General features: G+C 66.6%; 22 protein-coding genes. 14 read left to right on the top strand and 8 right to left on the bottom strand.

The features are described from left to right. The first annotated feature begins 42 nt into the window (after window positions 1-42). Genes purM through C8J43_RS12530 form a run of 4 tightly spaced genes read left to right on the top strand, consistent with a single transcriptional unit; the run spans window position 43 to window position 2687 of the window. The gene (purM, locus tag C8J43_RS12515; protein WP_133031172.1) at window positions 43-1158 is read left to right on the top strand and encodes a phosphoribosylformylglycinamidine cyclo-ligase; all 1116 of its coding nucleotides are present in this window, start codon (window positions 43-45) and stop codon (window positions 1156-1158) included. After that, a complete protein-coding gene (gene purN / locus C8J43_RS12520) occupies window positions 1151-1723 on the top strand; it encodes a phosphoribosylglycinamide formyltransferase (RefSeq protein WP_133031173.1) in 573 nt (190 codons plus the stop codon). The genes purM and purN overlap by 8 nt, the downstream gene beginning before the upstream one ends. Then, window positions 1720-2085: an MmcQ/YjbR family DNA-binding protein gene (locus C8J43_RS12525; protein ID WP_133031174.1), complete on the top strand. Its 366-nt coding sequence runs from the start codon at window positions 1720-1722 to the stop codon at window positions 2083-2085. Before purN ends, C8J43_RS12525 begins: the two co-directional genes overlap by 4 nt. After that, window positions 2082-2687, top strand: a complete 606-nt coding sequence (locus C8J43_RS12530) for a hypothetical protein (protein WP_133031175.1) — start codon at window positions 2082-2084, stop codon at window positions 2685-2687. The genes C8J43_RS12525 and C8J43_RS12530 overlap by 4 nt, the downstream gene beginning before the upstream one ends. A 163-nt stretch (window positions 2688-2850) precedes the next feature. Here C8J43_RS12530 and C8J43_RS12535 read toward each other — a convergent pair whose 3' ends face one another. The 4 genes from C8J43_RS12535 to C8J43_RS12550 all read right to left on the bottom strand — a co-directional run bounded on the left by C8J43_RS12535 (window position 2851) and on the right by C8J43_RS12550 (window position 5902). Continuing rightward, entirely contained in the window at window positions 2851-3369 is a 519-nt protein-coding gene (locus tag C8J43_RS12535; RefSeq protein WP_133031176.1) for a GNAT family N-acetyltransferase, read from the bottom strand. After that, entirely contained in the window at window positions 3369-3791 is a 423-nt protein-coding gene (gene ndk / locus C8J43_RS12540; protein WP_031393391.1) for a nucleoside-diphosphate kinase, read from the bottom strand. Before ndk ends, C8J43_RS12535 begins: the two co-directional genes overlap by 1 nt. 72 nt (window positions 3792-3863) lie before the next feature. Then, a complete protein-coding gene (locus C8J43_RS12545; protein ID WP_133031177.1) occupies window positions 3864-4310 on the bottom strand; it encodes a DNA polymerase III subunit chi in 447 nt (148 codons plus the stop codon). A gap of 116 nt (window positions 4311-4426) precedes the next feature. After that, complete coding sequence (locus C8J43_RS12550) at window positions 4427-5902, bottom strand: leucyl aminopeptidase (protein WP_133031178.1); 1476 nt, start codon at window positions 5900-5902, stop codon at window positions 4427-4429. A 158-nt stretch (window positions 5903-6060) separates the two neighbouring features. Between C8J43_RS12550 and lptD the strand changes: the two genes are divergently transcribed. The 4 genes from lptD to rsmA all read left to right on the top strand — a co-directional run bounded on the left by lptD (window position 6061) and on the right by rsmA (window position 11781). Then, the gene (lptD, locus tag C8J43_RS12555) at window positions 6061-8352 is read left to right on the top strand and encodes an LPS assembly protein LptD (protein ID WP_133031179.1); all 2292 of its coding nucleotides are present in this window, start codon (window positions 6061-6063) and stop codon (window positions 8350-8352) included. Window positions 8353-8445: 93 nt separating this feature from the next. Next, window positions 8446-9939, top strand: coding sequence for a peptidylprolyl isomerase (locus C8J43_RS12560; protein ID WP_243645561.1), 1494 nt, complete (start codon window positions 8446-8448; stop codon window positions 9937-9939). Continuing rightward, window positions 9917-10954, top strand: a complete 1038-nt coding sequence (gene pdxA / locus C8J43_RS12565; RefSeq protein ID WP_133031180.1) for a 4-hydroxythreonine-4-phosphate dehydrogenase PdxA — start codon at window positions 9917-9919, stop codon at window positions 10952-10954. Before C8J43_RS12560 ends, pdxA begins: the two co-directional genes overlap by 23 nt. Window positions 10955-10965: 11 nt before the next feature. Continuing rightward, the gene (gene rsmA, locus C8J43_RS12570) at window positions 10966-11781 is read left to right on the top strand and encodes a 16S rRNA (adenine(1518)-N(6)/adenine(1519)-N(6))-dimethyltransferase RsmA (protein ID WP_133031181.1); all 816 of its coding nucleotides are present in this window, start codon (window positions 10966-10968) and stop codon (window positions 11779-11781) included. Between the two features lie 116 nt (window positions 11782-11897). Here the strand turns inward: rsmA and C8J43_RS12575 are convergent, their stop codons facing one another. The 3 genes from C8J43_RS12575 to guaB all read right to left on the bottom strand — a co-directional run bounded on the left by C8J43_RS12575 (window position 11898) and on the right by guaB (window position 15734). Next, the gene (locus tag C8J43_RS12575; RefSeq protein ID WP_183037968.1) at window positions 11898-12398 is read right to left on the bottom strand and encodes a tetratricopeptide repeat protein; all 501 of its coding nucleotides are present in this window, start codon (window positions 12396-12398) and stop codon (window positions 11898-11900) included. Window positions 12399-12454: 56 nt separating this feature from the next. Continuing rightward, a complete protein-coding gene (locus tag C8J43_RS12580) occupies window positions 12455-13642 on the bottom strand; it encodes an RsmB/NOP family class I SAM-dependent RNA methyltransferase (protein ID WP_133031182.1) in 1188 nt (395 codons plus the stop codon). A gap of 634 nt (window positions 13643-14276) precedes the next feature. Then, window positions 14277-15734 (bottom strand): IMP dehydrogenase, encoded by a 1458-nt coding sequence (guaB, locus tag C8J43_RS12585; protein WP_056048837.1) that lies wholly within the window; start codon window positions 15732-15734, stop codon window positions 14277-14279. A gap of 120 nt (window positions 15735-15854) precedes the next feature. Here guaB and C8J43_RS12590 point away from each other — a divergent pair, with 120 nt between their 5' ends. Both C8J43_RS12590 and C8J43_RS12595 read left to right on the top strand, forming a co-directional pair. Next, window positions 15855-16841, top strand: coding sequence for an SPFH domain-containing protein (locus tag C8J43_RS12590; RefSeq protein WP_133031183.1), 987 nt, complete (start codon window positions 15855-15857; stop codon window positions 16839-16841). Further along, window positions 16841-17314, top strand: a complete 474-nt coding sequence (locus C8J43_RS12595; RefSeq protein WP_133031184.1) for an NfeD family protein — start codon at window positions 16841-16843, stop codon at window positions 17312-17314. The genes C8J43_RS12590 and C8J43_RS12595 overlap by 1 nt, the downstream gene beginning before the upstream one ends. A 144-nt stretch (window positions 17315-17458) precedes the next feature. Here the strand turns inward: C8J43_RS12595 and C8J43_RS12600 are convergent, their stop codons facing one another. Beyond that, on the bottom strand, window positions 17459-19069 hold the full coding sequence (locus C8J43_RS12600; RefSeq protein WP_133031185.1) for a phosphoenolpyruvate carboxykinase: 1611 nt from the start codon (window positions 19067-19069) through the stop codon (window positions 17459-17461). A gap of 189 nt (window positions 19070-19258) precedes the next feature. Between C8J43_RS12600 and C8J43_RS12605 the strand changes: the two genes are divergently transcribed. From C8J43_RS12605 to rapZ, 4 genes are read left to right on the top strand one after another with little or no spacing between them, the layout of a single operon-like run. Beyond that, window positions 19259-19966: a response regulator transcription factor gene (locus C8J43_RS12605; RefSeq protein ID WP_060525504.1), complete on the top strand. Its 708-nt coding sequence runs from the start codon at window positions 19259-19261 to the stop codon at window positions 19964-19966. Beyond that, window positions 19935-21518 (top strand): stimulus-sensing domain-containing protein, encoded by a 1584-nt coding sequence (locus tag C8J43_RS12610; protein WP_133031454.1) that lies wholly within the window; start codon window positions 19935-19937, stop codon window positions 21516-21518. The genes C8J43_RS12605 and C8J43_RS12610 overlap by 32 nt, the downstream gene beginning before the upstream one ends. Window positions 21519-21527: 9 nt before the next feature. Further along, complete coding sequence (locus C8J43_RS12615) at window positions 21528-21959, top strand: HPr kinase/phosphatase C-terminal domain-containing protein (RefSeq protein WP_133031186.1); 432 nt, start codon at window positions 21528-21530, stop codon at window positions 21957-21959. 10 nt (window positions 21960-21969) lie between these two features. Continuing rightward, window positions 21970-22887: an RNase adapter RapZ gene (gene rapZ / locus C8J43_RS12620; RefSeq protein WP_060525507.1), complete on the top strand. Its 918-nt coding sequence runs from the start codon at window positions 21970-21972 to the stop codon at window positions 22885-22887. Window positions 22888-22893: the final 6 nt, after the last annotated feature.

Below are 22893 nucleotides of genomic sequence, written 5' to 3' on the forward strand. Positions count from 1 at the left end.
AGACGTGGAAATCCAAGCGCGATGTGGCTAGCAGCACCGATCATGACCGATACGCCAGACTCCGCCGCTCCCGCTTCGGGCCCTTACACCTACGCTCAGGCGGGCGTTTCAATCGCCGCGGGCAATGCGCTGGTGCGGGCGATCGCTCCGCTGGCGCGCTCGACGCGTAGGCCGGGGGCGGATGCTGATCTCGGCGGGTTCGGCGGGATGTTCGACCTTAAGGCGGCAGGGTTCGTCGATCCGTTGCTGGTCGCGGCGAACGACGGCGTGGGCACAAAGCTGAAGCTGGCGATCGAGTGGGACCGGCATGAGGGTGTCGGCGTCGATCTCGTCGCGATGTGCGTCAACGATCTGATCGTGCAGGGCGCCGAGCCGTTGTTTTTCCTCGATTATTACGCGAGCGGGAAGCTCGACGCCGCGGTCGCCGAGCGCGTCGTGGCGTCGATTGCGGAAGGGTGCAAGACCGCAGGCTGCGCGCTGATCGGGGGCGAGACCGCCGAGATGCCGGGCATGTATGCCGATGGCGATTACGACCTCGCGGGCTTTTGCGTGGGGGCGGTCGAGCGGACCAACGTGCTGACCGGGCGCGAGATCGCGGCGGGCGACGTGATGCTCGGGTTGGCGTCGTCGGGCGTGCATTCGAACGGGTTCTCGCTGGTGCGACGCCTCGCCACCGATCGCGGATGGAAGCTCGATCGGCCGGCGCTGTTCGACCAGGACAAATTGCTGATCGACCATCTCATGGCGCCGACTCGCATCTATGTCGCGAGCCTGCTGCCGTTGCTGCGCGAGCGGCGGATCAAGGGGCTGGCGCATATTACGGGCGGCGGCCTGCTCGAGAACATCCCGCGCGTGCTGCCCGACGGCGTGCATGCGGTGGTCGATGCGGATGCGTGGGAGCAGTCGCGGCTTATGGCGTTCCTGCAGGCGCAGGGTGCGATCGAGCCGGAGGAGATGGCGCGCACGTTCAACTGCGGGATCGGCATGGTCGTGATCGTGAGCGCGGACGAGGCCGAGGCGGTGACCGCGGCGCTTCAGGCGGCGGACGAGACGGTGTTTACGATCGGGCGGATCGAGACCGGGTCACACGGCTGCACGGTGCGTGGGTCGGCGGGCACGTGGAGCGCGCGCGAGGACTGGACCGCGACGCATGGCTGACAAGACGCGCGTCGGCGTGCTGATTTCGGGGCGCGGATCGAACATGATGGCGCTGGTCGGCGCGTCGCGCGCGGCGGAGTGTCCGTACGAGATCGCTCTGGTCGCTTCGGACAAGCCGGACGCGGCTGGGCTCGAATGGGCTCGGTCGGAAGGAGTGGCGACGTTCGCACTCTCGCCCAAGGGTCTGGGGAAGCCGGCCTATGAGGCCGCTATCGATGCGGCGTTGCGCGGGGCGGGTGTCGAGGTCGTTGCCCTCGCCGGCTACATGCGGCTCCTGTCGGACGGGTTCGTTGCGGCGTGGCGGGACCGGATCGTCAATATCCATCCGTCGCTGCTGCCCAAGTACAAGGGGCTCGATACGCATGCTCGCGCGATCGCGGCGGGCGATGCGGTCGGCGGGTGTTCGGTGCATGTCGTGACCGAGGAACTCGATGGCGGCGTGGTGCTGGGCCAGGCCGAGGTGCCGATCCTTGCTGGCGATGATGCGGATGCGCTTGCCGATCGCGTGCTGGCGGCGGAACATGCTTTGTACCCCAAGACCTTGGCGGAGTTCGTGACGCGATGACCGATCTGTCCCCTCTCGACCGCGTTCGCGCAGCGGCTTTGGCGCTGCCGGAGACTGAGGAAAAGGTGTCGCATGGCCAGCCGACCTTCTTCGTGGCCGACAAGCAGTTCGCGCAGTTCCGAGCGGATCATCACGGCGATGGACTGACCATGGTGTGCGTGAAGACCAGCGGCACCGATGAACAGACGACGCTGATCGAGGCGAACCCGGTAGTGTATTCGCGGCCGGCGTATCTTGGCGCGACCGGTTGGGTCGGGATGAATGTTGCCGACGATCCCGACTGGGCGCTGGTCGAGGACCGGATCGCGCGGAGTTGGGAACTGGCGGCCCCTGCCCGCTTGCTGGAGGCGGGCGGGCGATGAGCACCGAGACTCCGACCGAACGGCGCGAGGCTGCGGCGACGCGGCGGCGTTGGGTGACGCTGGCCGAGGTTGTGGCGGTGGCTGGCGTACTGATCGCGGCGTTGACGCTGTGGACCAACTGGTCGGATCACCGTGCGAACGAAGCCGACAAGATCGCGGCGCAGTCGAGTGCAGCGCGCGAGCGGACGAAGATCGATCTGTCGGTGATCGTGCAGGATGGCGGTGATACGCTGTTGCTGAAGGATGCGCGGCATGACCTTCAGGACGTGACGATCACGTTCCCACGCGCGCTGGGCGTCTCGCCGCAGCGGCCGCCGGCTGAGCCGATAATCGACGGGTCGTGGTTTTCGGCGCCGTTGTTGAAGCTTACCGATGGTGGCTCGGACGATCGTGCGGGGCGGCTGCCGGTGCTGGTCAGCGTGCAGTATTTCGATGGCGACGCGACGCGGTCTGCCAGCGGAATCTACGACGTGATCTGGAAAACCGAGGGGCGGGTGTTGCGCGGTCGCGCGCTGAAGCTGGAGGGTTTGCGGGTCCGCCAGCGTGGCGGCGATCAGGCGAAGCTTGATGCGATCTGGGCGAAAGAGAAGCCGGCGACGTGATTGCCTGCCTCTAAACGGCACCACCCCGGCGGAGGCCGGGGTCCAGTTGGGGAACGTTGCTAACGGAGGGCGGCGTTCCGTTACTGCGACCTTTCCAAATGGGCCCCGGCCTTCGCCGGGGTGGTAGCGCTGCTGTGCTGTGCAGCGCTTTCGCCGGGGAAACTCAAACCGCTCGCGCGTAGACCGGGTCGTCGTGGAGGGTGGTGCCGACCGTGAACTGGCGGGTGCCGATTACTTTGAAACCTTGGCGTTCGTAGAAGGTTCGGGCGCGGGTGTTTTGGTCCCATACGCCTAGCAGGATTCGGGTTTGGTCTGCCGCTGCGGCGTCTTCGAGGGCGCGGGTCATCAGGGCGGCGCCTAGACCTGTGCCTTGGGCCTGTTTCATCAGATAGATGCGGCGGAGCTCTATGTCCGCGGGGCCTGGCTCGATCGGGAAGTCCGGCGCGGTCAGCACGGTGTAGCCGATCGGCGCGTGGCCCGGTTCGTGCTCGGCGAGCGTCACGATCGTGGCGGGATCGCTCAACCACGTCCCGAACGCGGCGATGCTGTTGTTGCGCGTGCAGTGGGCGACGATGTCCGCCCCGGTCAGCACGGTCGCATAGGTATCGAGGAACGTGGCGGATGCGACGAGCGATAGCGCGGGCGCGTCGCCCGGCTCAGCCCGTCGCAGCCGCCAGGTCATCAGCCGACGATTTCTTCGGGCTTGAAGAAATAAGCGATTTCGATCTCGGCGTTCTCGTCCGAATCCGAACCGTGGACCGAGTTGGCTTCGATCGACTCGGCGAGTTCCTTGCGGATCGTGCCGGGCTCTGCGTTGGCGGGGTTGGTGGCGCCCATGATGTCGCGGTTACGCTGCATCGCGTTCTCGCCTTCGAGAACCTGGACGACGACCGGGCCGGAGATCATGAACGAGACGAGCTCGCCGAAGAACGGACGCTCCTTGTGGACCGCGTAGAAGCCTTCGGCCTGCTCGCGGGTCATCTGGATGCGCTTCGAAGCGACGACGCGCAGGCCGGCTTCCTCGAGCATCTTGGTGACCGCACCGGTCAGGTTGCGGCGGGTTGCGTCGGGCTTGATGATCGAAAAGGTACGGTTCGCGGCCATGATGGTCACGGGCTCCTGTGTTGACGGTAATCGGATGCGCGGCGCTTAGGCGGGGACTGGCGCTAAAGCAACCTATGCGGCCTGTTCCCAGCGGCCGGAGTCGTTCTGCTTCCAGTAGCGGCGCTCGACGTCGTCGCGGTCGGCTAGTGCCTTCCAGGCGAGGCGGGCTTCGCGGATCGCTTCGTCGTCGAAGATGTGGAAGGCTCGGTCAAAGGTTAGGATAAGGTCACGCCAACGGCCGTCTACCACCGCGACGTTGCGGGCGGCATTGGCGGGGGCGGTTTCCTGGATATCTTGAGCGATTAGAATGGGTTGGACGGTGTCGTCGTTGCTGCCGGCCTGGGCGTGGGGGAGGAAGCTCTCGGGGGCGTAGGACCAGAGCAGGCGGTCGATCGCGATGCGCTGTTCTTCGGGTTCGGCGACTATCAGGAGGCGGCCGCCGGTTTGGACGACGCGCTCGGCGATCCTCGGGAGGACGCGGTCTAGGGGGCTGGTTAGGTGGTAGAAATCGACCTGCATTATCAGAGCTCCGTCATGCCGGACTTGTTCCGGCATCCACCGTTCCGCGCATCAGCGATCTGAGGCTATGCGGAACGGTGGCCCCCGGAACAAGTCCGGGGTGACGGAGGATAGGTTCAGCCCTCGAAATTATCGGCGACGAACTGGTCGAGCAACCGCACGCCGTAGCCGGTCGCGCCCTTGTCGTGGTTCGTCCCAGGCTTGTCCGACCAGACCATGCCGGCGATGTCGAGGTGCGCCCACTTCACGCCCTCATCGACGAAGCGCTTGATGAACTGCGCCGCGGTGATCGAGCCGGCGCCGCGGGGGCCGACGTTCTTCATGTCAGCGATCGGCGAATCGATCAGCTTGTCGTAGGCGGGCGACAGCGGGAAGCGCCACAGCGTGTCGCCAGTGGTCTTGCCCGCCGCGATCAGCTGGTCGGCGAGCGCGTCGTCGTTTGCGAAGATGCCGCCATTCTCGGTGCCGAGCGCGACGATCATCGCACCCGTGAGCGTGGCGAGATCGACGATCGTGGTCGGCTTGTGCGCCTGCTGCACCCAGGTGACGCAATCGCACAGCACGAGGCGACCCTCGGCGTCGGTGTTCAGCACTTCGATCGTCTGGCCGGACATCGAGGTGATGACGTCGCTCGGGCGGAGTGCCGCGCCGTCGGGCATGTTCTCGACCAGGCCCATCACGCCGACGACGTTCGCCTTCGCCTTGCGGCTAGCGAGCGCCTTCATCGCCCCGGCGACGGCGCCTGCCCCGCCCATGTCCCACTTCATGTCTTCCATGCCTGCGCCGGGCTTGATCGAGATCCCACCCGAATCGAACGTCACGCCCTTGCCGACGAACGCCAGGGTGGGCGCATCGGCCCCTGCCCCGTTCCATTTGAGCGCGAGGATTCGGGCTTCACGCCGCGAACCCTGGCTGACGCCAAGCAGCGACCCCATGCCGAGCTCGGTCATCTGCGCTTCGTCGAGCACGGTGATCTCGAGCCCGAGACCTTCGACCTCCTTCGTCACCTTCTCGACGAAACTCTCGGGGTAGACGACGTTCGGCGGCGACGTGACCAGCCAGCGCGTCAGGTCGAGACCCTCGGTGACCGCGGCCGCCTCGTTCCAGGCGGCATCGGTGGCGTCGGGTGCGCCGGCGATAGTGATCTCGGTCAGCGTCGGCTTCGACTTCTCGGCGAGCTTGGTGCGGTACGTGTCGTAGCGCCATGCCCGCTGGGCGGCGGCAGCGGCGAAGTGTGCAGCGGCCTTAGGCGTCGGCGTGGCGCCGGCCGAGAGGTCGGCTACGACCGAGGTTGCGCCCGAGGTCAGCAGGCGCGCCGTAATTGCACCGCCAGCCTTCTCCCAATCGGCGGTCTCGCCCGCACCGACTCCGACGAGCAGGACCTGACGAACCGCGCCGTCGACCGGCACGAACAGCTCGACGACCGAGCCTGCCTCGCCTGCAAAGCGTGCCGCAGTCGCTGCGCTGGTCGCCACTGCCTCGACATCGCCGCCGATCGCGCTCCACTTGATCTTGGCCACGCCGTCCTTTGCAACCGGGACGGCAAGGATCGGGGCGTTGGCGGGAACGGTAGGGGCGAAGACGATCTGCATGAAGAAACCTCGGGAAGCTTTGAACGGTAGGATGGGCTTGGCCCTAAGTTGATGCCGCGGGCTTGGCAAAGCAAGGTGGCGGCCTGTCATCTCACGGCGATTGCAGCGAAGCGCCGGTGGTGCGATAGGCGAGCGATAGGGCGGCAAACGGCTGCCGAATGCCAAAGGGGTTGGTTCGGATCGTGTTGCGTATCGACCTTTTGACGGGTTGTGCCGTTTCGCTCGCCTTGGCGTGCGGACTGGCGAGCTCGCCCGTGCATGCCCAGGATTTCCAGAGCCGTCCGGTCCCGCCGCCCGTGCAGGACGCACCGGTCGCCAATGCGCCCGCCGCGACTCCCGCCGAAGACCAGGTGCAGTTCAGCGCCAACGGCCTCGAATACGACACGAACACACAGATCGTCACCGCAACCGGCGAGGTCCGGATGTTCCGCCAGGGCAACCGCCTGCGCGCCGACAAGGTCGTGTGGAACCGCCAGACCGGCAAGGTCGTCGCGACCGGCAACATCGCCGTCACCAATCCCCAGGGCGACATCGCCTATGGCGACGAGATCAATCTGACCGATTCGCTCAAGGACGGCGTGGTCGACAACATGCTCGTCGTGCTCGAACAGGGCGGTCGCCTCGCGGCCAAGCAGGGTACGCGCGACGCCGACGGCACGGTCAACCTCAAGACGGCCGCCTACACGCCGTGCGCGGTCGGCAGCTCGGCGGGTTGTCCGAAGGAACCGACGTGGAAGATCACCGCGGTTCGCGTCACCTATCGCCCCGAGCGCAAGCGCATTTATTATGCGGGCGCGCGCCTGCATCTGTTCGGGCTGCCGAGCCTGCCGCTGCCCAAATTCTCGAACCCGGTCGGTGGCGACAGCGACAGCGGACTTCTCTCGCCGAACGGCGGCTACAGCCGCGTCAACGGCCTCGAAGTCAGCGTCCCCTATTATTTCAAGCTCGCGCCCAACCAGGGGCTGATCGTCACGCCGCACATCTACAGCAGCGTGCTGCCGATGGCGCAGGTCGATTATTCCGCGCTCAGCACCAAGGGGGCGTTCAGCGTCCGCGCCTATGCGACCGAGAGCCGGCGCAGCGACGACCTCAACACCGCCAACCCGACCGATACCGAGATGGCGTTCCGTGGCTATGTCGACGGGATGGCGCGCTATCAGTTATCGCCGAACTGGACCGCGAGCGGATCGCTTCGCCTGACCACAGATCGCACGTTCCTGCGGCGGTACGATATCTCGCGCGACGACCGGCTGCGCACTACCGCCAGCCTCGAACGGATCGACGACACCAGCTATTTCGCGGTCAGCGGCTGGTATGCGCAGACCCTGCGCGTCAAGGACAGCCAGGGCCAGCAACCGATCGCGCTGCCCGAGATCGATTACCGCAAGCGGTTCGACGACGGCCTGATCGGCGGTAAGTTCCAGCTCCAGCTCAACACGCTCGCGCTGACCCGCACCGATGGGCAGGACACGCAGCGTGCGTTCGCCAGCCTGCAATGGGACCTGCGCCGGCTGACCAATTGGGGGCAGGAAGTCACGTTCACGGCGTTCGCGCGCGGCGACCTGTATAATACGAACGATACGCTGGCGACGACCAACCTCAGCTACCGCGGGCTCGAAGGGTTCAGCCAGCGCGCGATCGGCGCGGTCGCGGTTGATGTGAAATGGCCGTTCATCGGGACGTTCCTCGGCGGCACGCAGCGCTTCACGCCGCGCATCCAGTTGGTCGCGGCGCCGAAATTCGCGAACATCACGCTGCCGAACGAGGATTCTCGCGCGGTCGATCTCGACGACACCAATCTGTTCTCGCTCAACCGCTTCGCCGGCTACGACCGCTTCGAGGATTCGTCGCGCGCGACCTATGGCGGCGAATGGGCGTTCGATCTGCCGGGCATCAGCTTCACGACCAATGTCGGCCAGAGCTATCGGTTGAGCACGCGCCCGACGATCCTGCCCGACGGCACCGGGCTCAGCGATCGCTTCTCCGATATCGTCGGTCGTACCGAGCTGCGGTTCCGGGATTTCGTATCGATCGTCCATCGTTATCGGCTCGACAAGGATGGTTTCGCGATCCGCCGCAACGAGATCGACGCGACGATCGGGTCGCGCGCGACCTATGTGCTGGTCGGCTATCTGAAGCTGAACCGCAACATCGACGCGTCGATCGAGGATCTGCGCGATCGCGAGGAAATCCGTGCGGCTGGCCGCGTCCAGTTCGCACGCTTCTGGTCGGCATTCGGTTCGGCGGTGGTCGATCTCACGAACAAGTCGGAGGACCCGCTCTCGGCCAGCGACGGCTTCACGCCGATCCGCCACCGCGTCGGCTTCCAGTACGAGGACGACTGCCTCCGCCTCGGCGCGACCTGGCGGCGGACCTACAACAACACGGGCGACGCGCGGAAGGGCAACAGCTACCTGTTGACGCTGGCCTTCACCAATCTCGGCCGCTAAGCCCGCATTCAGCTACGATGAGGCAAGCCTTGCCGGATGCGCCGCCATGACGTGGCGACGCGGTCCGCTAGGCCGATGATGGGATATCGACACTTGAAGCATGATGTTCGACTGGCGGCGCGTGGCGGCCGTATGATCGGGACCGTCGTCCTGGCGGCACTCGCCGCGAGCACGATCGCACAGACCGCGCCGCGCCGGGCGGCGCCCAAGCCGGCTGCGTCGCGGGCTGCTCCATCGAAGGCTGCTGCTGCTCAGCCTGCTCCGTCCCAGCAGGCTCCATCTCAGCCGAATGCGGATCAGGCCAACTCGGGCCAGACGGTCCAGGATCAGAGCGTGCCGGACAATACCGGCCTCGATATCCCGACCAATCTCCAGATCTTCGGCAAGCTCGATCCCAACGTCCGCAAGCCGACCGCGGTCGTCAACGATACGGTGATCACCGGGACCGATGTCGACCAGCGGGTCGCGCTGGTGGCGATGGCGAACGAGGCGAAGCTGTCGCCGGAGGATCGCGATCGGCTCAAGCTGCAGGTGCTCCGCCAGCTGATCGACGAGACGCTCGAGATCCAGGAGGCGAAGACCGCCGACGTCGTCATCACGCCCGCCGAGATGACGCAGAGCTTCGCCGGCGTATCGAAGCGCTTCAACCGCACCCCCGAGGCGATGCGCGCCTATCTGCGCGAATCCGGGTCGTCCGAACGGTCGCTCAAGCGCCAGATCGAAGGCGAACTCGCCTGGCAGCGCTATCTGCGCAAGCGCGTCGAGCCGTTCGTCAACGTCGGCGACGAGGAGGTGAAGTCGATCATCGATCGTCTTCAGGCCGCCAAGGGCACCGACGAGTTCAATCTGAAGGAAATCTATCTCGCGGCGACGCCGGCGAACAGCCAGCAGGTCTATGCGAACGCCAAGCAGATCCTTCAGCAGATCCAGAAGGGCGCGCAGCCGTTCGAGTATTTCGCCCGCCAGTTCTCGGAAGCGTCGACCCGGGCGGTCGGCGGCGATCTCGGCTGGATCCGTGCGGCGACGCTGCCGGGACCGCTGTCCGAAGCCGCGACCTCGATGCAGGTCGGCCAGGTCGCCGGACCGATCGAGGTGCCGGGCGGCTATTCGATCCTGTATCTCACCGACAAGCGCCAGGTGCTGACCGCCGACCCGCGCGATGCCAAGCTCAGCCTGAAGCAGCTCACGTTGCGGTTCCCGCCGAACACGACGCAGGCGCAGGCGAGCACGCGCGCGCAGGCCTTTGCCAAGGCGACGCAGGACCTGCGCGGTTGCGGCACCGTCGAGAAGGTCGCGGCCGGGATCCGCGCCGACGTGGTCGACAACGATACGGTCCGGATCCGCGACCTGCCGCCGCAGTTGCAAGAGATCATGCTGAAGCTCCAGGTCGGCCAGTCGACGCCACCGTTCGGGTCTGCCGAACAGGGCGTGCGCGCGCTGGTGCTGTGCGGCCGCGACGAAGCCGCTGGCGGCTCGGTGCCCAATTCGGAGCAGATCCAGGGCCAGCTCGAACAGCAGCGCGTCAACCTGCGCGCACAGCAGAAGCTGCGCGATCTGCGGCGCGATGCGATCGTCGACTATCGTTGAGCGCGACGTGAGCGCCACGCCGCCAATCGCGATCTCGATGGGCGATCCTGCCGGGATCGGGCCGGAGATCATCGCCAAGGCGTGGGACGCGCGCGTCACGCATGATCTGCCGCCGTTCATCGCGGTGGGCGATGCGCGCGCGATCGAGCGGGTCTGGGCGGGGCCGATCGCACGCGTTGCCGATCTCGCCGAGGCGGTTACGGTATTTCCCTCTGCACTGCCCGTATTGTCGGTCGGCGATGGCGGGGTGATTGTGCCGGGGCAGCCCGATGCGGACGGCGCGCGCTCTGCGTTGCATGCGCTGGAACTGGCGGTCGGACTGGTCCGGAACGGCGCGGCGCGCGCGCTGGTGACGGGGCCGGTGTCGAAGGCACAGCTCTACGCGATCGGCTTCACGCATCCGGGACAGACCGAATTCGTCGCCGAGCGCGCCGGTGTCGCCGCCGATAACGCGGTGATGATGCTGGCCGGGCCGTCGCTGAAAGTCGTGCCGATCACCACGCATATCCCGCTGAACGCGGTCTCGGGGGCGCTGTCGATCGAGTTGATCGTTGCGAAGTCGCGCGTGACCGCCCGCGGTCTGCTCAGGAATTTCGGGATCGCGAATCCGCGTCTCGCCTTTGCGGGGCTCAATCCGCATGCCGGCGAACAGGGCGCGCTTGGCCACGAGGAGATCGAGATCATCGCGCCGGCGATCGCGATCCTGCGCGAAGAAGGCATCGACGCGACCGGCCCGTTTGCGGCGGACACAATGTTCCATCCGCGGGCGCGTGCGACCTACGATGTCGTCATGTGCTGCTACCACGATCAGGCGCTGGTCCCGCTCAAGACGATCCATTTCGACGAGGGCGTGAACATGACGCTGGGATTGCCGATCGTGCGGACCTCGCCCGATCACGGCACGGCTTTCGCGATCGCGGGCAAGAATATCGCTGAGCCGGGTGCGATGATCGCGGCGATCGCTATGGCGGGTGAAGCGGCGGACCGGCGCGCTCAGACCGCTGCTCAGTCGTGAGCGAGGCTGCATTGACGGAGCTTCCCCCGCTGCGCGAGGTGATCGCGCGTTATGGACTGAATGCGAGCAAGGCGCTCGGGCAGAACTTCCTGTTTGACGGGCAGTTGCTGAAGCGGATCGCGGCGGTGCCGGGTGACCTTCAGGATGCCGAGGTGCTCGAAGTGGGTCCCGGTCCCGGTGGCCTGACGCGCGCGCTGCTCGCGGCGGGTGCGCGGGTGACGGCGATCGAGCGTGACCGGCGGTGTATTCCTGCGCTGGCAGAGCTCAGCGAGGCGTATCCGAGGCGGCTGCGGGTCATCGAGGGTGACGCGATGGAGGTCGACGCGCCCTCGCTGTTCGAGGGCAAGCCGCATATCGTGTCGAACCTGCCGTACAACATCGGCACGGCGTTGCTGGTCGGGTGGCTGTCGACGTCGTGGTTGCCGTGGTGGCAGTCGTGCACGCTGATGTTCCAGAAGGAAGTCGCCGAGCGGATCGTCGCGAAAACCAACGACGATCATTATGGCCGGCTCGCGGTGCTGGCGCAGTGGCGCTCGACCGCGCGGATCGCGATGCCGGTGCACCGGTCGGCGTTCACGCCGCCACCGAAAGTTATGTCGGCCGTGGTGCATCTGACCCCGGTCGAGGCGCCGGAGGGGGTGAACTTTGCGGTTCTCGAGCGGCTGACGGGCGCGGCGTTTGGGCAGCGGCGCAAGATGCTGCGGCAGAGTTTGAAGGGCGTGCCGGGGGCGCTCGATGCGCTGGAGTGGATCGGGGTGGAAGCTACGCGGCGGGCGGAAACGCTTTCGGTTGCCGACTTCGTGGCGTTGGCGAAGGCGGTCGGTTGACACCGTCTGCCCAAGACAATTCCGTCATCCTGACGAAAGTCAGGATCCAGAGTTACTGAATACGACGATCGTCGCTCTGGATCCTGGATCAAGTCCAGGATGACGAAAAAGGACGATCAGTCCTTGGCCGCTACTGGTGTCTTCTCGACCTGCGCCGTTGCGATCGGTGGGCCCTTGGCGATCACCGCCGCAAGCTGCGTCGCCTCCGGGCACACGCCCTTGCAGAGTGTGCGGATCTTCACGAGATTGTCCTTCGCGCGGACCACGGCTCCCTTGGCGACTAGCGCCTCGCCCTGCCCCTTGAGCGCCGCGACGTCGTTCGGCTCCAGCAGCAGCGCCTCGCGGTACAGGCGGATTGCCTTGCCTGGCAGGTCACGCGTTTCTGCTACCCGGGCGAGAAGCAGGAACGCCGCCCGGTTGCGCGGATCGACCGCCACCGACGTTTCGAGCACATCGGTGGCGCCGTCTAAATTGCCCGCGGCGACCAGCGAACGCCCCTGCGCCAGCAACTGCATCGAGCGCGCGTCGATCTGGGCGTCGGGGCGTTGCCCGCTGAGCGAAGTCGACACGCATACGACGGTCAGCGCGGCGGCAAGGGCAACGGACGAAAAACGCATCATCGTCTCCAGGCGGGATACAGGTTTGGCCGTGAGTTGAGCCATAGGTCGGCTGGCTAGCACGCAGCCCGGAGGCGCGCGACAAAAAAGCCGTCGGTGCCGTCGCGGCCGGGTTCCAGGCGGACGCCGTGGCCGTGCTTCGCGCCGGCGGGGAGCGACAGGGCTTCCGTGGTCCAGCCGGGGTGCGCGTTGAGGAACCAGCTGACCTGGTCGGTGCCCTCGGCGTCGAGCAGCGAACAGACGATGTAGACGAGCGCGCCGCCGGGCTTGACCAGCGTGGCGGCCACGGAGAGCACCTGCTGCTGCGTCGATTGCAGCCGCGAGACGCGGTCGGGGGTGAGCCGCCAGCGTGCCTCGGGGTTGCGCCGCCATGTGCCGGTGCCCGAGCAGGGGGCATCGACGAGCACGCCGTCCGCGCGACCGGCCCATTCGCTGAGCGCCTCGATCTCGCGCGTCGGGTTGAGCAGGCGGCTTTCGACGATCGTCGCGCCGGCGCGGGTTGCGCGCGGGGCTAGACGTGAGAGGCGGTTGCGGTCGGTGTCGCAGGCGAGGATCACGCCCTCGTTCTTCATCGTCGCGGCTAACGCTAGCGTCTTGCCGCCGGCGCCGGCGCAGAGATCGACGATCCGTTCGCCGGGTTTTGCCTGCATCGCGAGGCCGACGAGTTGGCTGCCTTCGTCCTGCACTTCGAGCGCGCCTTCGTTGAAGAGCGGGAGCGCTTCGACGTTGGTGCCGGTCGGGAGGCGGATGCCGTCGGGGGCGTGGGGGGTGGCTTCGGCGTCCGGGAGTGCCGCGAGGACGGTCGCGCGGTTTGAGATCAGCGTGTTGATGCGGAGATCGAGCGTGGCGCGGCCGGCTAGGTCGGTGAGTGCGGCGCCGTCTAGGCCGGAGGCGCGGAGGGCTTTGCTCAGCCATTGCGGTGCGACGCCGGCGCGGGCGCGCGGTTCGTCCTTGGCGATCGGGGCCGGGGCGTGGGTGGAGCCGTCGAAGGTGGCGGCGAGCTCCGGGTCTGCGTCGGCGACGAGGAGCATGGCGGTGCGGCCGTTCTCGGGGCGGTCTCCGGCCTTGCGGATCGCGGAATAGACGAGTTCGCGGACGGCGCGGCGGTCCTTCGAGCCGGCGTAGCGGCGGGTTGCGAAATAGCGGGCGATCAGCGTGTCGGCTGCGGCGCCGGACTCGCGGGCGGCGGCGATGATCTGGTCGAGGAGCTCGATCGCGGCCTGCGTGCGTGCGGGGGGAGTCACTTCTGGGCTCCAGCTTGCAGGCGGAGCGGAGTCTGAGCTTGGTACGGTGTGTTCGTCATCATCCCCTCCCCTAGCCCCTCCCGCGCGCGGGAGGGGAATAATTTCGGGGTTTGGTGCGGGTCTGGTCGCAAGCTTGCTCGTGGTTGCGGTCGTGGGCCGCAGCTAGAACCCGGTTACGGGCGCGAGCGATCCCAGCCCTTCCCTCCGTCATCCCGGCGAATGCCGGGACCCATGGCATGGTGGACCCGGCGATAGCGTTCAACCACCACCCGGCCCGCAACCATGGGTCCCGGCGTTCGCCGGGATGACGGGGGGGGGGGCGGGACGACGGATGGCGGCGGCAGTCTGTGAGTTAGCCTGCGGTCTGTCGAGGATCGCCACGGCACATAACGTCTGTCATCCCCGCGCAGGCGGGGATCCGTATTCTCGAACGGTTGCGATCTTACTGCGACGTTAGCCAGTATGGGTTCCCACCTTCGCGGGAATGACGGGGAGCGGGAACGAGCGCGACCCGCTCCCTTCCCCGAAGGGAGGGGTTGGGGGCGGGTCGGCTCGTTTTAGTCACCGGCGGGCGAGCTTGCGGAGACCGACCCACCCCCTGCCCCTCCCTTTCAGGGAGGGGGGGAAGTGCCACTTAGCGCGTCGGGTAGTTCGGCGCTTCCCGGGTGATCGTCACGTCGTGGACATGGCTCTCCATCAGCCCCGCACCGGTGATCTGCACGAACTCCGCCCGAGCCTGGAGGTCCGGGATCGTCGCCGAGCCGGTATAGCCCATCGCCGCCTTGATGCCGCCGACGAGTTGGTGAACGACATCCCTTGCCGGCCCCTTATACGCGACCTGCCCCTCGATGCCTTCGGGGACGAGCTTCAGCTGGTCCTTGATGTCGCCCTGGAAATAGCGATCCGCCGAACCGCGGCCCATTGCGCCGACCGAGCCCATGCCGCGGTAGGACTTGTACGCACGGCCCTGGTACAGGAACGTCTCGCCCGGCGCCTCGTCGGTGCCCGCTAGCAGCGAGCCGATCATTACGGTCGACGCACCCGCTGCGAGCGCCTTTGCCATGTCGCCCGAGGTGCGAATGCCGCCGTCGGCGATCACGGGGACGCCAGCCTTGTGGCCTGCCTCAGCGCAATCCATCACCGCGGTCAGCTGTGGCACGCCGACGCCGGCCACGACGCGGGTGGTGCAGATCGAGCCGGGGCCGATACCAACCTTGATCCCGTCCGCGCCTGCGCCGATCAGCGCGCGCGTCGCTTCGCCGGTCGCGACGTTGCCCGCCACCACCTGCACCGAGTTCGACAGCTTCTTCACCCGCTCGACCGCGCGGCCGACGTCGCGGTTGTGGCCGTGCGCGGTGTCGATCACGATCAGGTCGCAGCCGGCGTCGACCAGCTGTTCGGTCCGGTCGAAGCCCTTGTCGCCGACCGTCGTCGCCGCCGCCACGCGCAGGCGGCCCGCCTCGTCCTTGGTCGCATCGGGGAACATCACCGCCTTCTCGATGTCCTTGACCGTGATCAGCCCGACGCAGCGATACTGCGCGTCGACCACGAGCAGCTTCTCGATGCGGCGGGCGTGGAGCAGGCGGCGTGCCTCTTCCTTGCCGACTTCGGTCGAGACGGTGGCGAGGTTTTCGTGCGTCATCAGCTCGCTGACGGGCTGTTTCGGATCGCCCGCGAAACGCACGTCGCGGTTGGTGAGGATACCGACGAGCTTGCCGTCCGCCTCAACCACCGGGATGCCACTGATGCGGTGGCCCGACATGAGGGCCTGCGCTTCGCCAAGGGTAGCAGTCGGCTTGATCGTAATGGGGTTGACCACCATGCCCGACTCAAACCGCTTGACCTGACGGACCGCAATGACCTGCTCCTCGACGGTCAGGTTGCGGTGGAGCACGCCGATGCCGCCGAGCTGCGCCATTACAATGGCCATGTCGGCTTCGGTGACGGTGTCCATCGCGGACGAGAGGATCGGAATGTTGAGCGCGATGCCGCGCGTCAGCTGCGTGCGGGTATCGGCCTGGCTTGGCAGCACGTCCGATTCCCCCGGATACAGGAGGACGTCGTCGAAAGTGAGGCCGAGGCGGATATCCATGAGAGCTGCCGTTCCTGGGTGTGAGGTGGCGCGCCATGTAACCAAAGCCGGACCGTACGGCTAGGCCTGTCCTTCGCGCACGTGCTATAGCGGTGCGATACACGGATGGGGGATTGTTCGATGGGCCTGATCGTTGCCGCGCTCCTGCTGGCGCTGGTGCTGCTGTACCTCTTCACCAGCATCAAGATCGTCCACCAGGGCTATCAATACACGATCGAGCATTTCGGCCGCTTCACCACGGTCGCGCGGCCCGGCTTCAATTTTTACCCCGCGTTCTTCTACCGCGTCGGGCGGAAGGTGAACATGATGGAGCAGGTGATCGACATCCCCGGCCAGGAGATCATCACCAAGGACAATGCGATGATCTCGACCGACGGGGTCGTGTTCTTCCAGGTGCTCGACTCGGCCAAGGCGGCGTATGAGGTGTCGGACCTGTACCAGGCGCTGTTGCAGCTCACGACGACCAATTTGCGGACGGTGATGGGGTCGATGGACCTCGACGAGACGCTGTCGAAGCGCGACGAGATCAATGCGCGGCTGCTCAACGTGGTCGATCATGCGACGACGCCGTGGGGCGTGAAGATCACGCGGGTCGAGATCAAGGACATCCGTCCGCCGGCGGACATCGTGAATGCGATGGGGCGGCAGATGAAGGCCGAGCGCGAGAAGCGGGCCAACATTCTCGATGCGGAAGGTTCGCGGGCTTCGGAGATCCTGCGGGCCGAGGGGCAGAAACAGGCGCGGATTCTGGAGTCCGAAGGGCGCAAGGAATCGGCGTTCCGCGATGCCGAGGCACGTGAGCGGGCGGCGGTGGCGGAGGCTTCGGCGACGCGTGCTGTGTCTCAGGCGATCGACGAGGGGGGCGCTCAGGCGATCAACTATTTCATCGCGCAGAAATACGTCGAGGCGATCGGCAAGTTCGCGACCTCGCCGAATGCGAAGACGATCCTGTTTCCGGTCGAGGCTACTCAGTTGATGGGGACGCTCGGGGGGATTGGGGAGCTGGCGAAGGATGCTTTGCGCGATGCTACCGCGTCGCCGCCGGCCAAGCCAACGCCACGCAGGCCGTTCGAGTTGTCGAAGTCGACCGAGGTTCCGAAAAGCTGATGGACGTAATCGGGGCGGCTGGCGCTTGGTTGATCGCGGCGCTGGTTCTGGGGATCGCCGAACTGGCGGTGCCGGGGGTGTTCCTGGTGTTTCTCGCGATTGCAGCAGCGGTGACGGGCGTGGCGGTGTTCGTGTTGCCGGATTTGCCGGTGGCGGCGCAACTGGCGGCGTTCGCGGTTTGGAGCGTGGTTACCGTGCTGATCGGGAAGCGCTGGTACCGGGATTACCCCGTCGAGGGTGGGGATCCGATGTTGAATGATCGGTCTGCTCGGTTGGTGGGTCAGGTCGTGGTGGTAGAGGCCGCGATCGTCGGCGGGCGTGGTCGGGTGCTAGTGGGCGACGGGAGCTGGCCGGCTCGGGGTGAGGATGCGGGGGTTGGTGCGCAGCTTCGGGTAACGGCGGTTATCGATGGCGAGGTGGTGGTGGAGCCTCTGTCCCGTCATCCTGACGAAAGTCAGGATCCAGAGCCATGATGCGCCCCGCCCGGTACTCTGGATCCTGACTTTCGTCAGGATGACGTATTGGAGGAAGGACGACGGCCAGCCCCCCTACGGGCCCTCACCTTCCCACCCGACTTCGTCGTGCTGGCCCCTTCCTCTCCCCGAGGGGAGAGGAATTTAGGCCGCCACTCTGACCTTCGGGGCCGCCTGACGGACCCCTTCGTCGACGTGCTCGGCGAACTGGGCGAAGTTCTCCACGAACAGGTCGACCAGCTTGGCCGCGGTCGCGTCGTACGCGTCCTTATCTGCCCAAGTCGTCCGCGGATCGAGGATCGCGCTGTCGACCCCCGGTACGCTGACCGGCACCTGGAACCCGAAGTTCGGGTCCGTGCGGAACTCCGCATCGTTGAGGCTCCCGTCGAGCGCTGCGTTCAGCAACGCCCGCGTCGCCTTGATCGGCATGCGGTTTCCCACACCGTATTTGCCGCCGGTCCAGCCGGTGTTGACCAGCCAGCAATCGACGCCGCCCTTGGCGATCCGCTCCTTGAGCAGATTGCCGTAGACCGACGGATGCCGCGGCATGAACGGCGCGCCGAAGCACGTCGAGAAGGTCGCGTCGGGCTCGGTGACGCCGATCTCGGTCCCGGCGACGCGCGCGGTATAGCCCGAGAGGAAATGGTACATCGCCTGGTCGGGCGTGAGCTTCGCGATCGGTGGCAGCACGCCGTAAGCGTCCGCGGTCAACATCACGATGTTGCGCGGTACCGGCCCCATGTTCTCGGCCGACGCATTCGGGATGAAATCGATCGGATACGCGCCCCGGCTGTTCTCGGCGAGTGTGTGGTCGTCGAGATCGAGCAGACGCGTCGCCGGGTCCATCACGACGTTCTCCAGCACCGTGCCGAAGCGCTTGGTGGTCGCGAAGATCTCCGGCTCGGCATCCGCGGAGAGGCGGATCATCTTGGCGTAGCACCCGCCTTCGAAATTGAAGACCGCGGTGTCGGACCAGCCATGCTCGTCATCGCCGATCAGCGTCCTGCTGGCATCGGCCGAGAGCGTCGTCTTGCCGGTGCCCGACAAGCCGAAGAACACCGCGGTGTCGCCGTTCGCGCCCATGTTCGCCGAGCAATGCATCGGCATCACTCCGGTCGGCGGGAGCAGGTAGTTGAGCAGGCCGAACACCGACTTCTTCATCTCGCCGGCGTATTTCGTGCCGCCGATCAGGATCAGCTTGTCGGTGAAGTTGACCGCGATCACCGTTTCGCTGCGGCAGCCATGGCGCGCGGGATCGGCCCGGAAGCTCGGCAGGTCGACGATCGTATAGTCCGCCACGAAGTCCTTCAGCGCAGCCTGTTCTGGGCGGACCAGCATCGTCCGGATGAAGAGGTTATGCCAGGCCAGTTCGGTGACGACGCGGACGTTCACCCGGTGATCGGGCTGCGAACCGCCGTACAGGTCCTGCACGAACAGCGCGTCCTTGGCGGCGAGTGCGGCGAAGAAATCCTCCTTCAGCGCGGCGAAATGCGCAGGCTCCATCGCCTTGTTGCTCTTGCCCCACCAGACCGTCGTATCCGTCTCGGCATCGCGGACGATGAACTTGTCCTGCGCCGACCGCCCGGTATGCGCGCCGGTCTCGACGACGAGCGGACCGTCGGCGGACAGCGTCCCTTCGCGGCGTTCGAGCGCGGCTTCGACAAGCTGCGCGGTGACCAGGTTCCAGTGCAGGGTGGCGCGGGTTTCTATCCCCTGCGCGGCTAGGCCGCCGGCCGGAATACGTTCGTTGGACAAGACATCTCTCCAGATGGTTTCGCATACGTATGTATGTCGTTGATCGGGGATGTAGGCGGCGGCCCCGGACCGGTCAAATGCGCCGCTTCGACGCGGTCCCGATACGGCCCCAGTTGAGTGCCGCCGCGGATTGGCCTACGCCGATATGCCAATGACCGAGGCGAGCGAGCCAGAGATGACGGCCCAGAAATGACGGCAACGATCGCGCTGGTCGACGACGACCGCAACATCCTGACCTCCGTGTCGATCGCGCTGCAGACCGAGGGCTTCGTCACGCGCGTCTATTCGGACGGCGAGACTGCGCTCAAGGCGCTGACCGACAACCCGCCCGATCTTGCAGTATTCGACATCAAGATGCCGCGGATGGACGGGCTCGAACTGCTCCGCCGGTTCCGCGAGAAGAGCCAGGTCCCGGTGATCTTTCTCACCAGCAAGGACGACGAGCTCGACGAAGCACTTGGCCTCGCGATGGGCGCGGACGACTACATCGCCAAGCCGTTCTCGCAGCGGCTGTTGATCGCGCGCATCCGCGCGATCCTGCGGCGTACCGAGCTGACCCAGTCGCCGGGCACCGAGACCGAGGCGGAAGCCGCCGGACCGCTCGCGCGCGGACGGCTGAGCATGGATCCGGCGCGGCATCGCACGCTGTGGGGCGGCGAGCCGGTGACGCTGACGGTGACCGAGTTCATGATCCTCGAAACGCTTGCGCAGCGTCCCGGCATCGTCAAGACGCGCAACCAGCTGATGGACGCGGCGTATCAGGACGACATCTATGTCGACGATCGCACCATCGACAGCCACATCAAGCGACTCCGCCGAAAATTCCGGCAGGTCGATCCCGCCTTCGATGCGATCGAGACATTATATGGTGCCGGGTATCGATTTTCTGAGGAATGAGCTCGGCGTCGACGGACGCGATCTCACGCTCCGCTGGTCGGGACAGATATCGCTCACGCGGCGGATCCTGGCGGTCAACATCTTCGCGTTGCTGCTACTGGCGGGCGGGTTCTTTTATCTCGATTCCTACCGCAGCCGGATCGTCGACAGCCGCGTCGCGCAGACCGCGCGTGAGGCGCGGCTGATCGGCGAGGCGATCTCGTCGGTCGATCCGACGCAGCGCAATCCGCTCGTGCTGAGGCTGGCCGCGGACACCGGATCGCGGATCCGCCTGTTCGACGCTGGTGGCACGACGATCGTCGACAGCCGGGTGCTCGGGCTCCGAAATTTCGTGCTGCAGGACCCCGACAAGGAGGACCGCGACCAGGTCATCGCGCGGTTCCTCGACGCGGCGATCGACGTCGTCGTGATGGCACCGCGACCGCCGCTCTACCGCGAACGGAACGACGGCCAGCGCTGGCCCGACGTCGCCGCCGCCGAGGCACGCCGCAAGGTTGCGACCACCGTCTGGCGCGCGCCCGACCGCACGCCGGTCATCACCGCGGCCGCGCCGCTTCGCACAGGCGGGGTCGTGATGACCACGGTCAATGCGCGCGACATCACGAAGACGGTGCGGATCGAGCGGTTCCGCCTCAGCATGGTGCTGCTGGTGGTATCGATCGTCTCGATCCTGCTCTCGCTGTTCCTCGCGCGGACGATCGTTCGTCCACTCCGCCGCCTTGCGCGTGCGGCGGTACGTGTCAGGCTCGGGCGTGCACGCGAAGTGGTGGTCCCCCGCCTCCCGTCGCGCCGCGACGAACTCGGCATGCTCGCGCGCGCGCTCTCGGACATGAGCCTTGCACTCAGGGCGCGGATCGACGCGACCGAGGCGTTCGCTGCGGACGTCACGCACGAGATGAAGAACCCGCTCGCCTCGCTGCGGTCCGCGGTCGAGGGATTGACGCGCGTGAAGGACCCCGCGCTCCAGGCACAGTTGCTCGCAATCGTCCGCGACGACGTCCACCGACTCGACCGATTGCTCTCCGACATATCCGAAGCGTCGCGGCTCGATGCGCAGCTCAGTCGCGCCAAGTTCGAGCCCGTCGACATCGCGGCGATGATCGACGGGCTCGTCGCGCAGCGCGACGCGCGCGGCATCGAGCGCGGCATGCGTCTGGTGTTCGACCGCAATCCCGACGACCCGACCATCGTGCTGGGCGAAGGCGCACGGCTCGAACGCGTGTTCGAGAACCTGATCGACAACGCGCTCTCGTTCTCGCCCGACGAGGGTCTGGTCGCGATCTCGGCGATCCCCGAGCGTGACGACCTCGTGATCCGCGTCGAGGACGAAGGCCCCGGCGTTCCCGAGGAGGCGCGCGACGCCGTGTTCAAGCGCTTCCACTCGGTCCGGCCCGACAGCGAGACGTTCGGCCAGCATTCCGGGCTGGGCCTGGCGATCGCACGGACGATCGTCGACGCGCATCAGGGATCGATCAGCGTCGAATCGCGCGAAGACCGGCTTTGCGGCGCGCGGTTCGTCGTACGGCTACCGCTGGCCGATCCGTCGTTGTAAGGACCTCACGTGGCGATCCCCTCCTCCGACCGGCTCCACGCCACCTCGGTCGCGATCGACGGCGTGGCGGTGCTGATCGAGGGCGCGTCGGGATCGGGCAAGTCCGACCTCGCGTTGCGCCTGATCGACCGCGGCGCGACGCTCATCAGCGACGACCAGACCTTGGTAGCGCGCGCGGGCAAACTGTTGCTCGCACGGGCGCCGGCGACGATCGCCGGTCGGATCGAAGTCCGCGGCATCGGGATCGTCGCCATGCCGCATGTCGACGATGTTCCGGTGGGTCTGCTCGTCCGAATCGACGGCGCAGTCGAGCGGATGCCCGAACGCCGGGCCCGGAAGATCGCCGGGATCGACGTCCGCCAGTTCGCGGTCGACCCGTTCCACGCCTCCGCCCCGATCAAGGTCGAACTCGCCCTACGCAACCCGGAGCCTCTGACATGACCGTTTCGCTATGAGCCGCGCGAGCAAGGATATCCTGCTGGTCACCGGCATGTCGGGCGCCGGCAAGACCACCGTCCTCAAGACGCTGGAGGACATCGGCTGGGAGGTTGTCGACAATCTCCCGCTGCTGCTGCTCGACCGGCTGCTCGACGCGCCGTTGCCCAAGGGGTCGACCGACGACTCGCAGCCGCTGGCGATCGGCATCGGCGCCCGTACGCGCGATTTCGACCCAGAGCGGATCATCGGCCGAATCCGCGATCTGCGAGAGCGCCACGGGATGGAGGTCGGGATGCTGTTTCTCGACTGCGCCGGATCCGAGCTCGAGCGGCGGTATTCGGAGACCCGGCGGCGTCATCCGCTCGGACTCGACCGTCTTGCGCGGGAGGGGATCGGCCAGGAGCGTGAACTGCTCGCGCCGCTGCGCGACTGGGCGAACCGGTTGATCGACACCACGGACATGTCCGCGAACGAACTTGCGCAGCAGATCCGGTCGAGCTTTGCGGGTGATCATCTCGGCGAACCGACGCTGGCGGTGCAGTCGTTCGGGTTCGCCCGCGGGCTGCCGAGCAACGCCGACCTCGTGTTCGACATGCGGTTCCTGCGCAATCCGCACTGGGACCCGATTTTACGGCCGGGCACCGGGCTCGACGCCGACGTCTCCGCCTATATCGTCGCCGACCCCGCCTATGAGGACGCGGTCAGCCGGATCGAGGACCTGCTGATCCTGCTGCTCCCCCGCTACCGGGCGGAGGGAAAGTCGTATGTCACCGTCGCGATCGGGTGTACCGGAGGGAGACACCGCTCGGTCCACGTCGCCGAGCGCGTGGCGCGGCGGTTGCGCGAGGAAGGTTTTTCGCCCACTGTGCGTCACCGCGACCTGGGGGCCGCACCGCAGGATGCGCTTGAGGGATCGTCGGTCGTCACATGAGTATGA

The organism is Sphingomonas sp. PP-CE-1G-424 (assembly GCF_004341085.1).
Lineage (GTDB): Bacteria > Pseudomonadota > Alphaproteobacteria > Sphingomonadales > Sphingomonadaceae > Sphingomonas.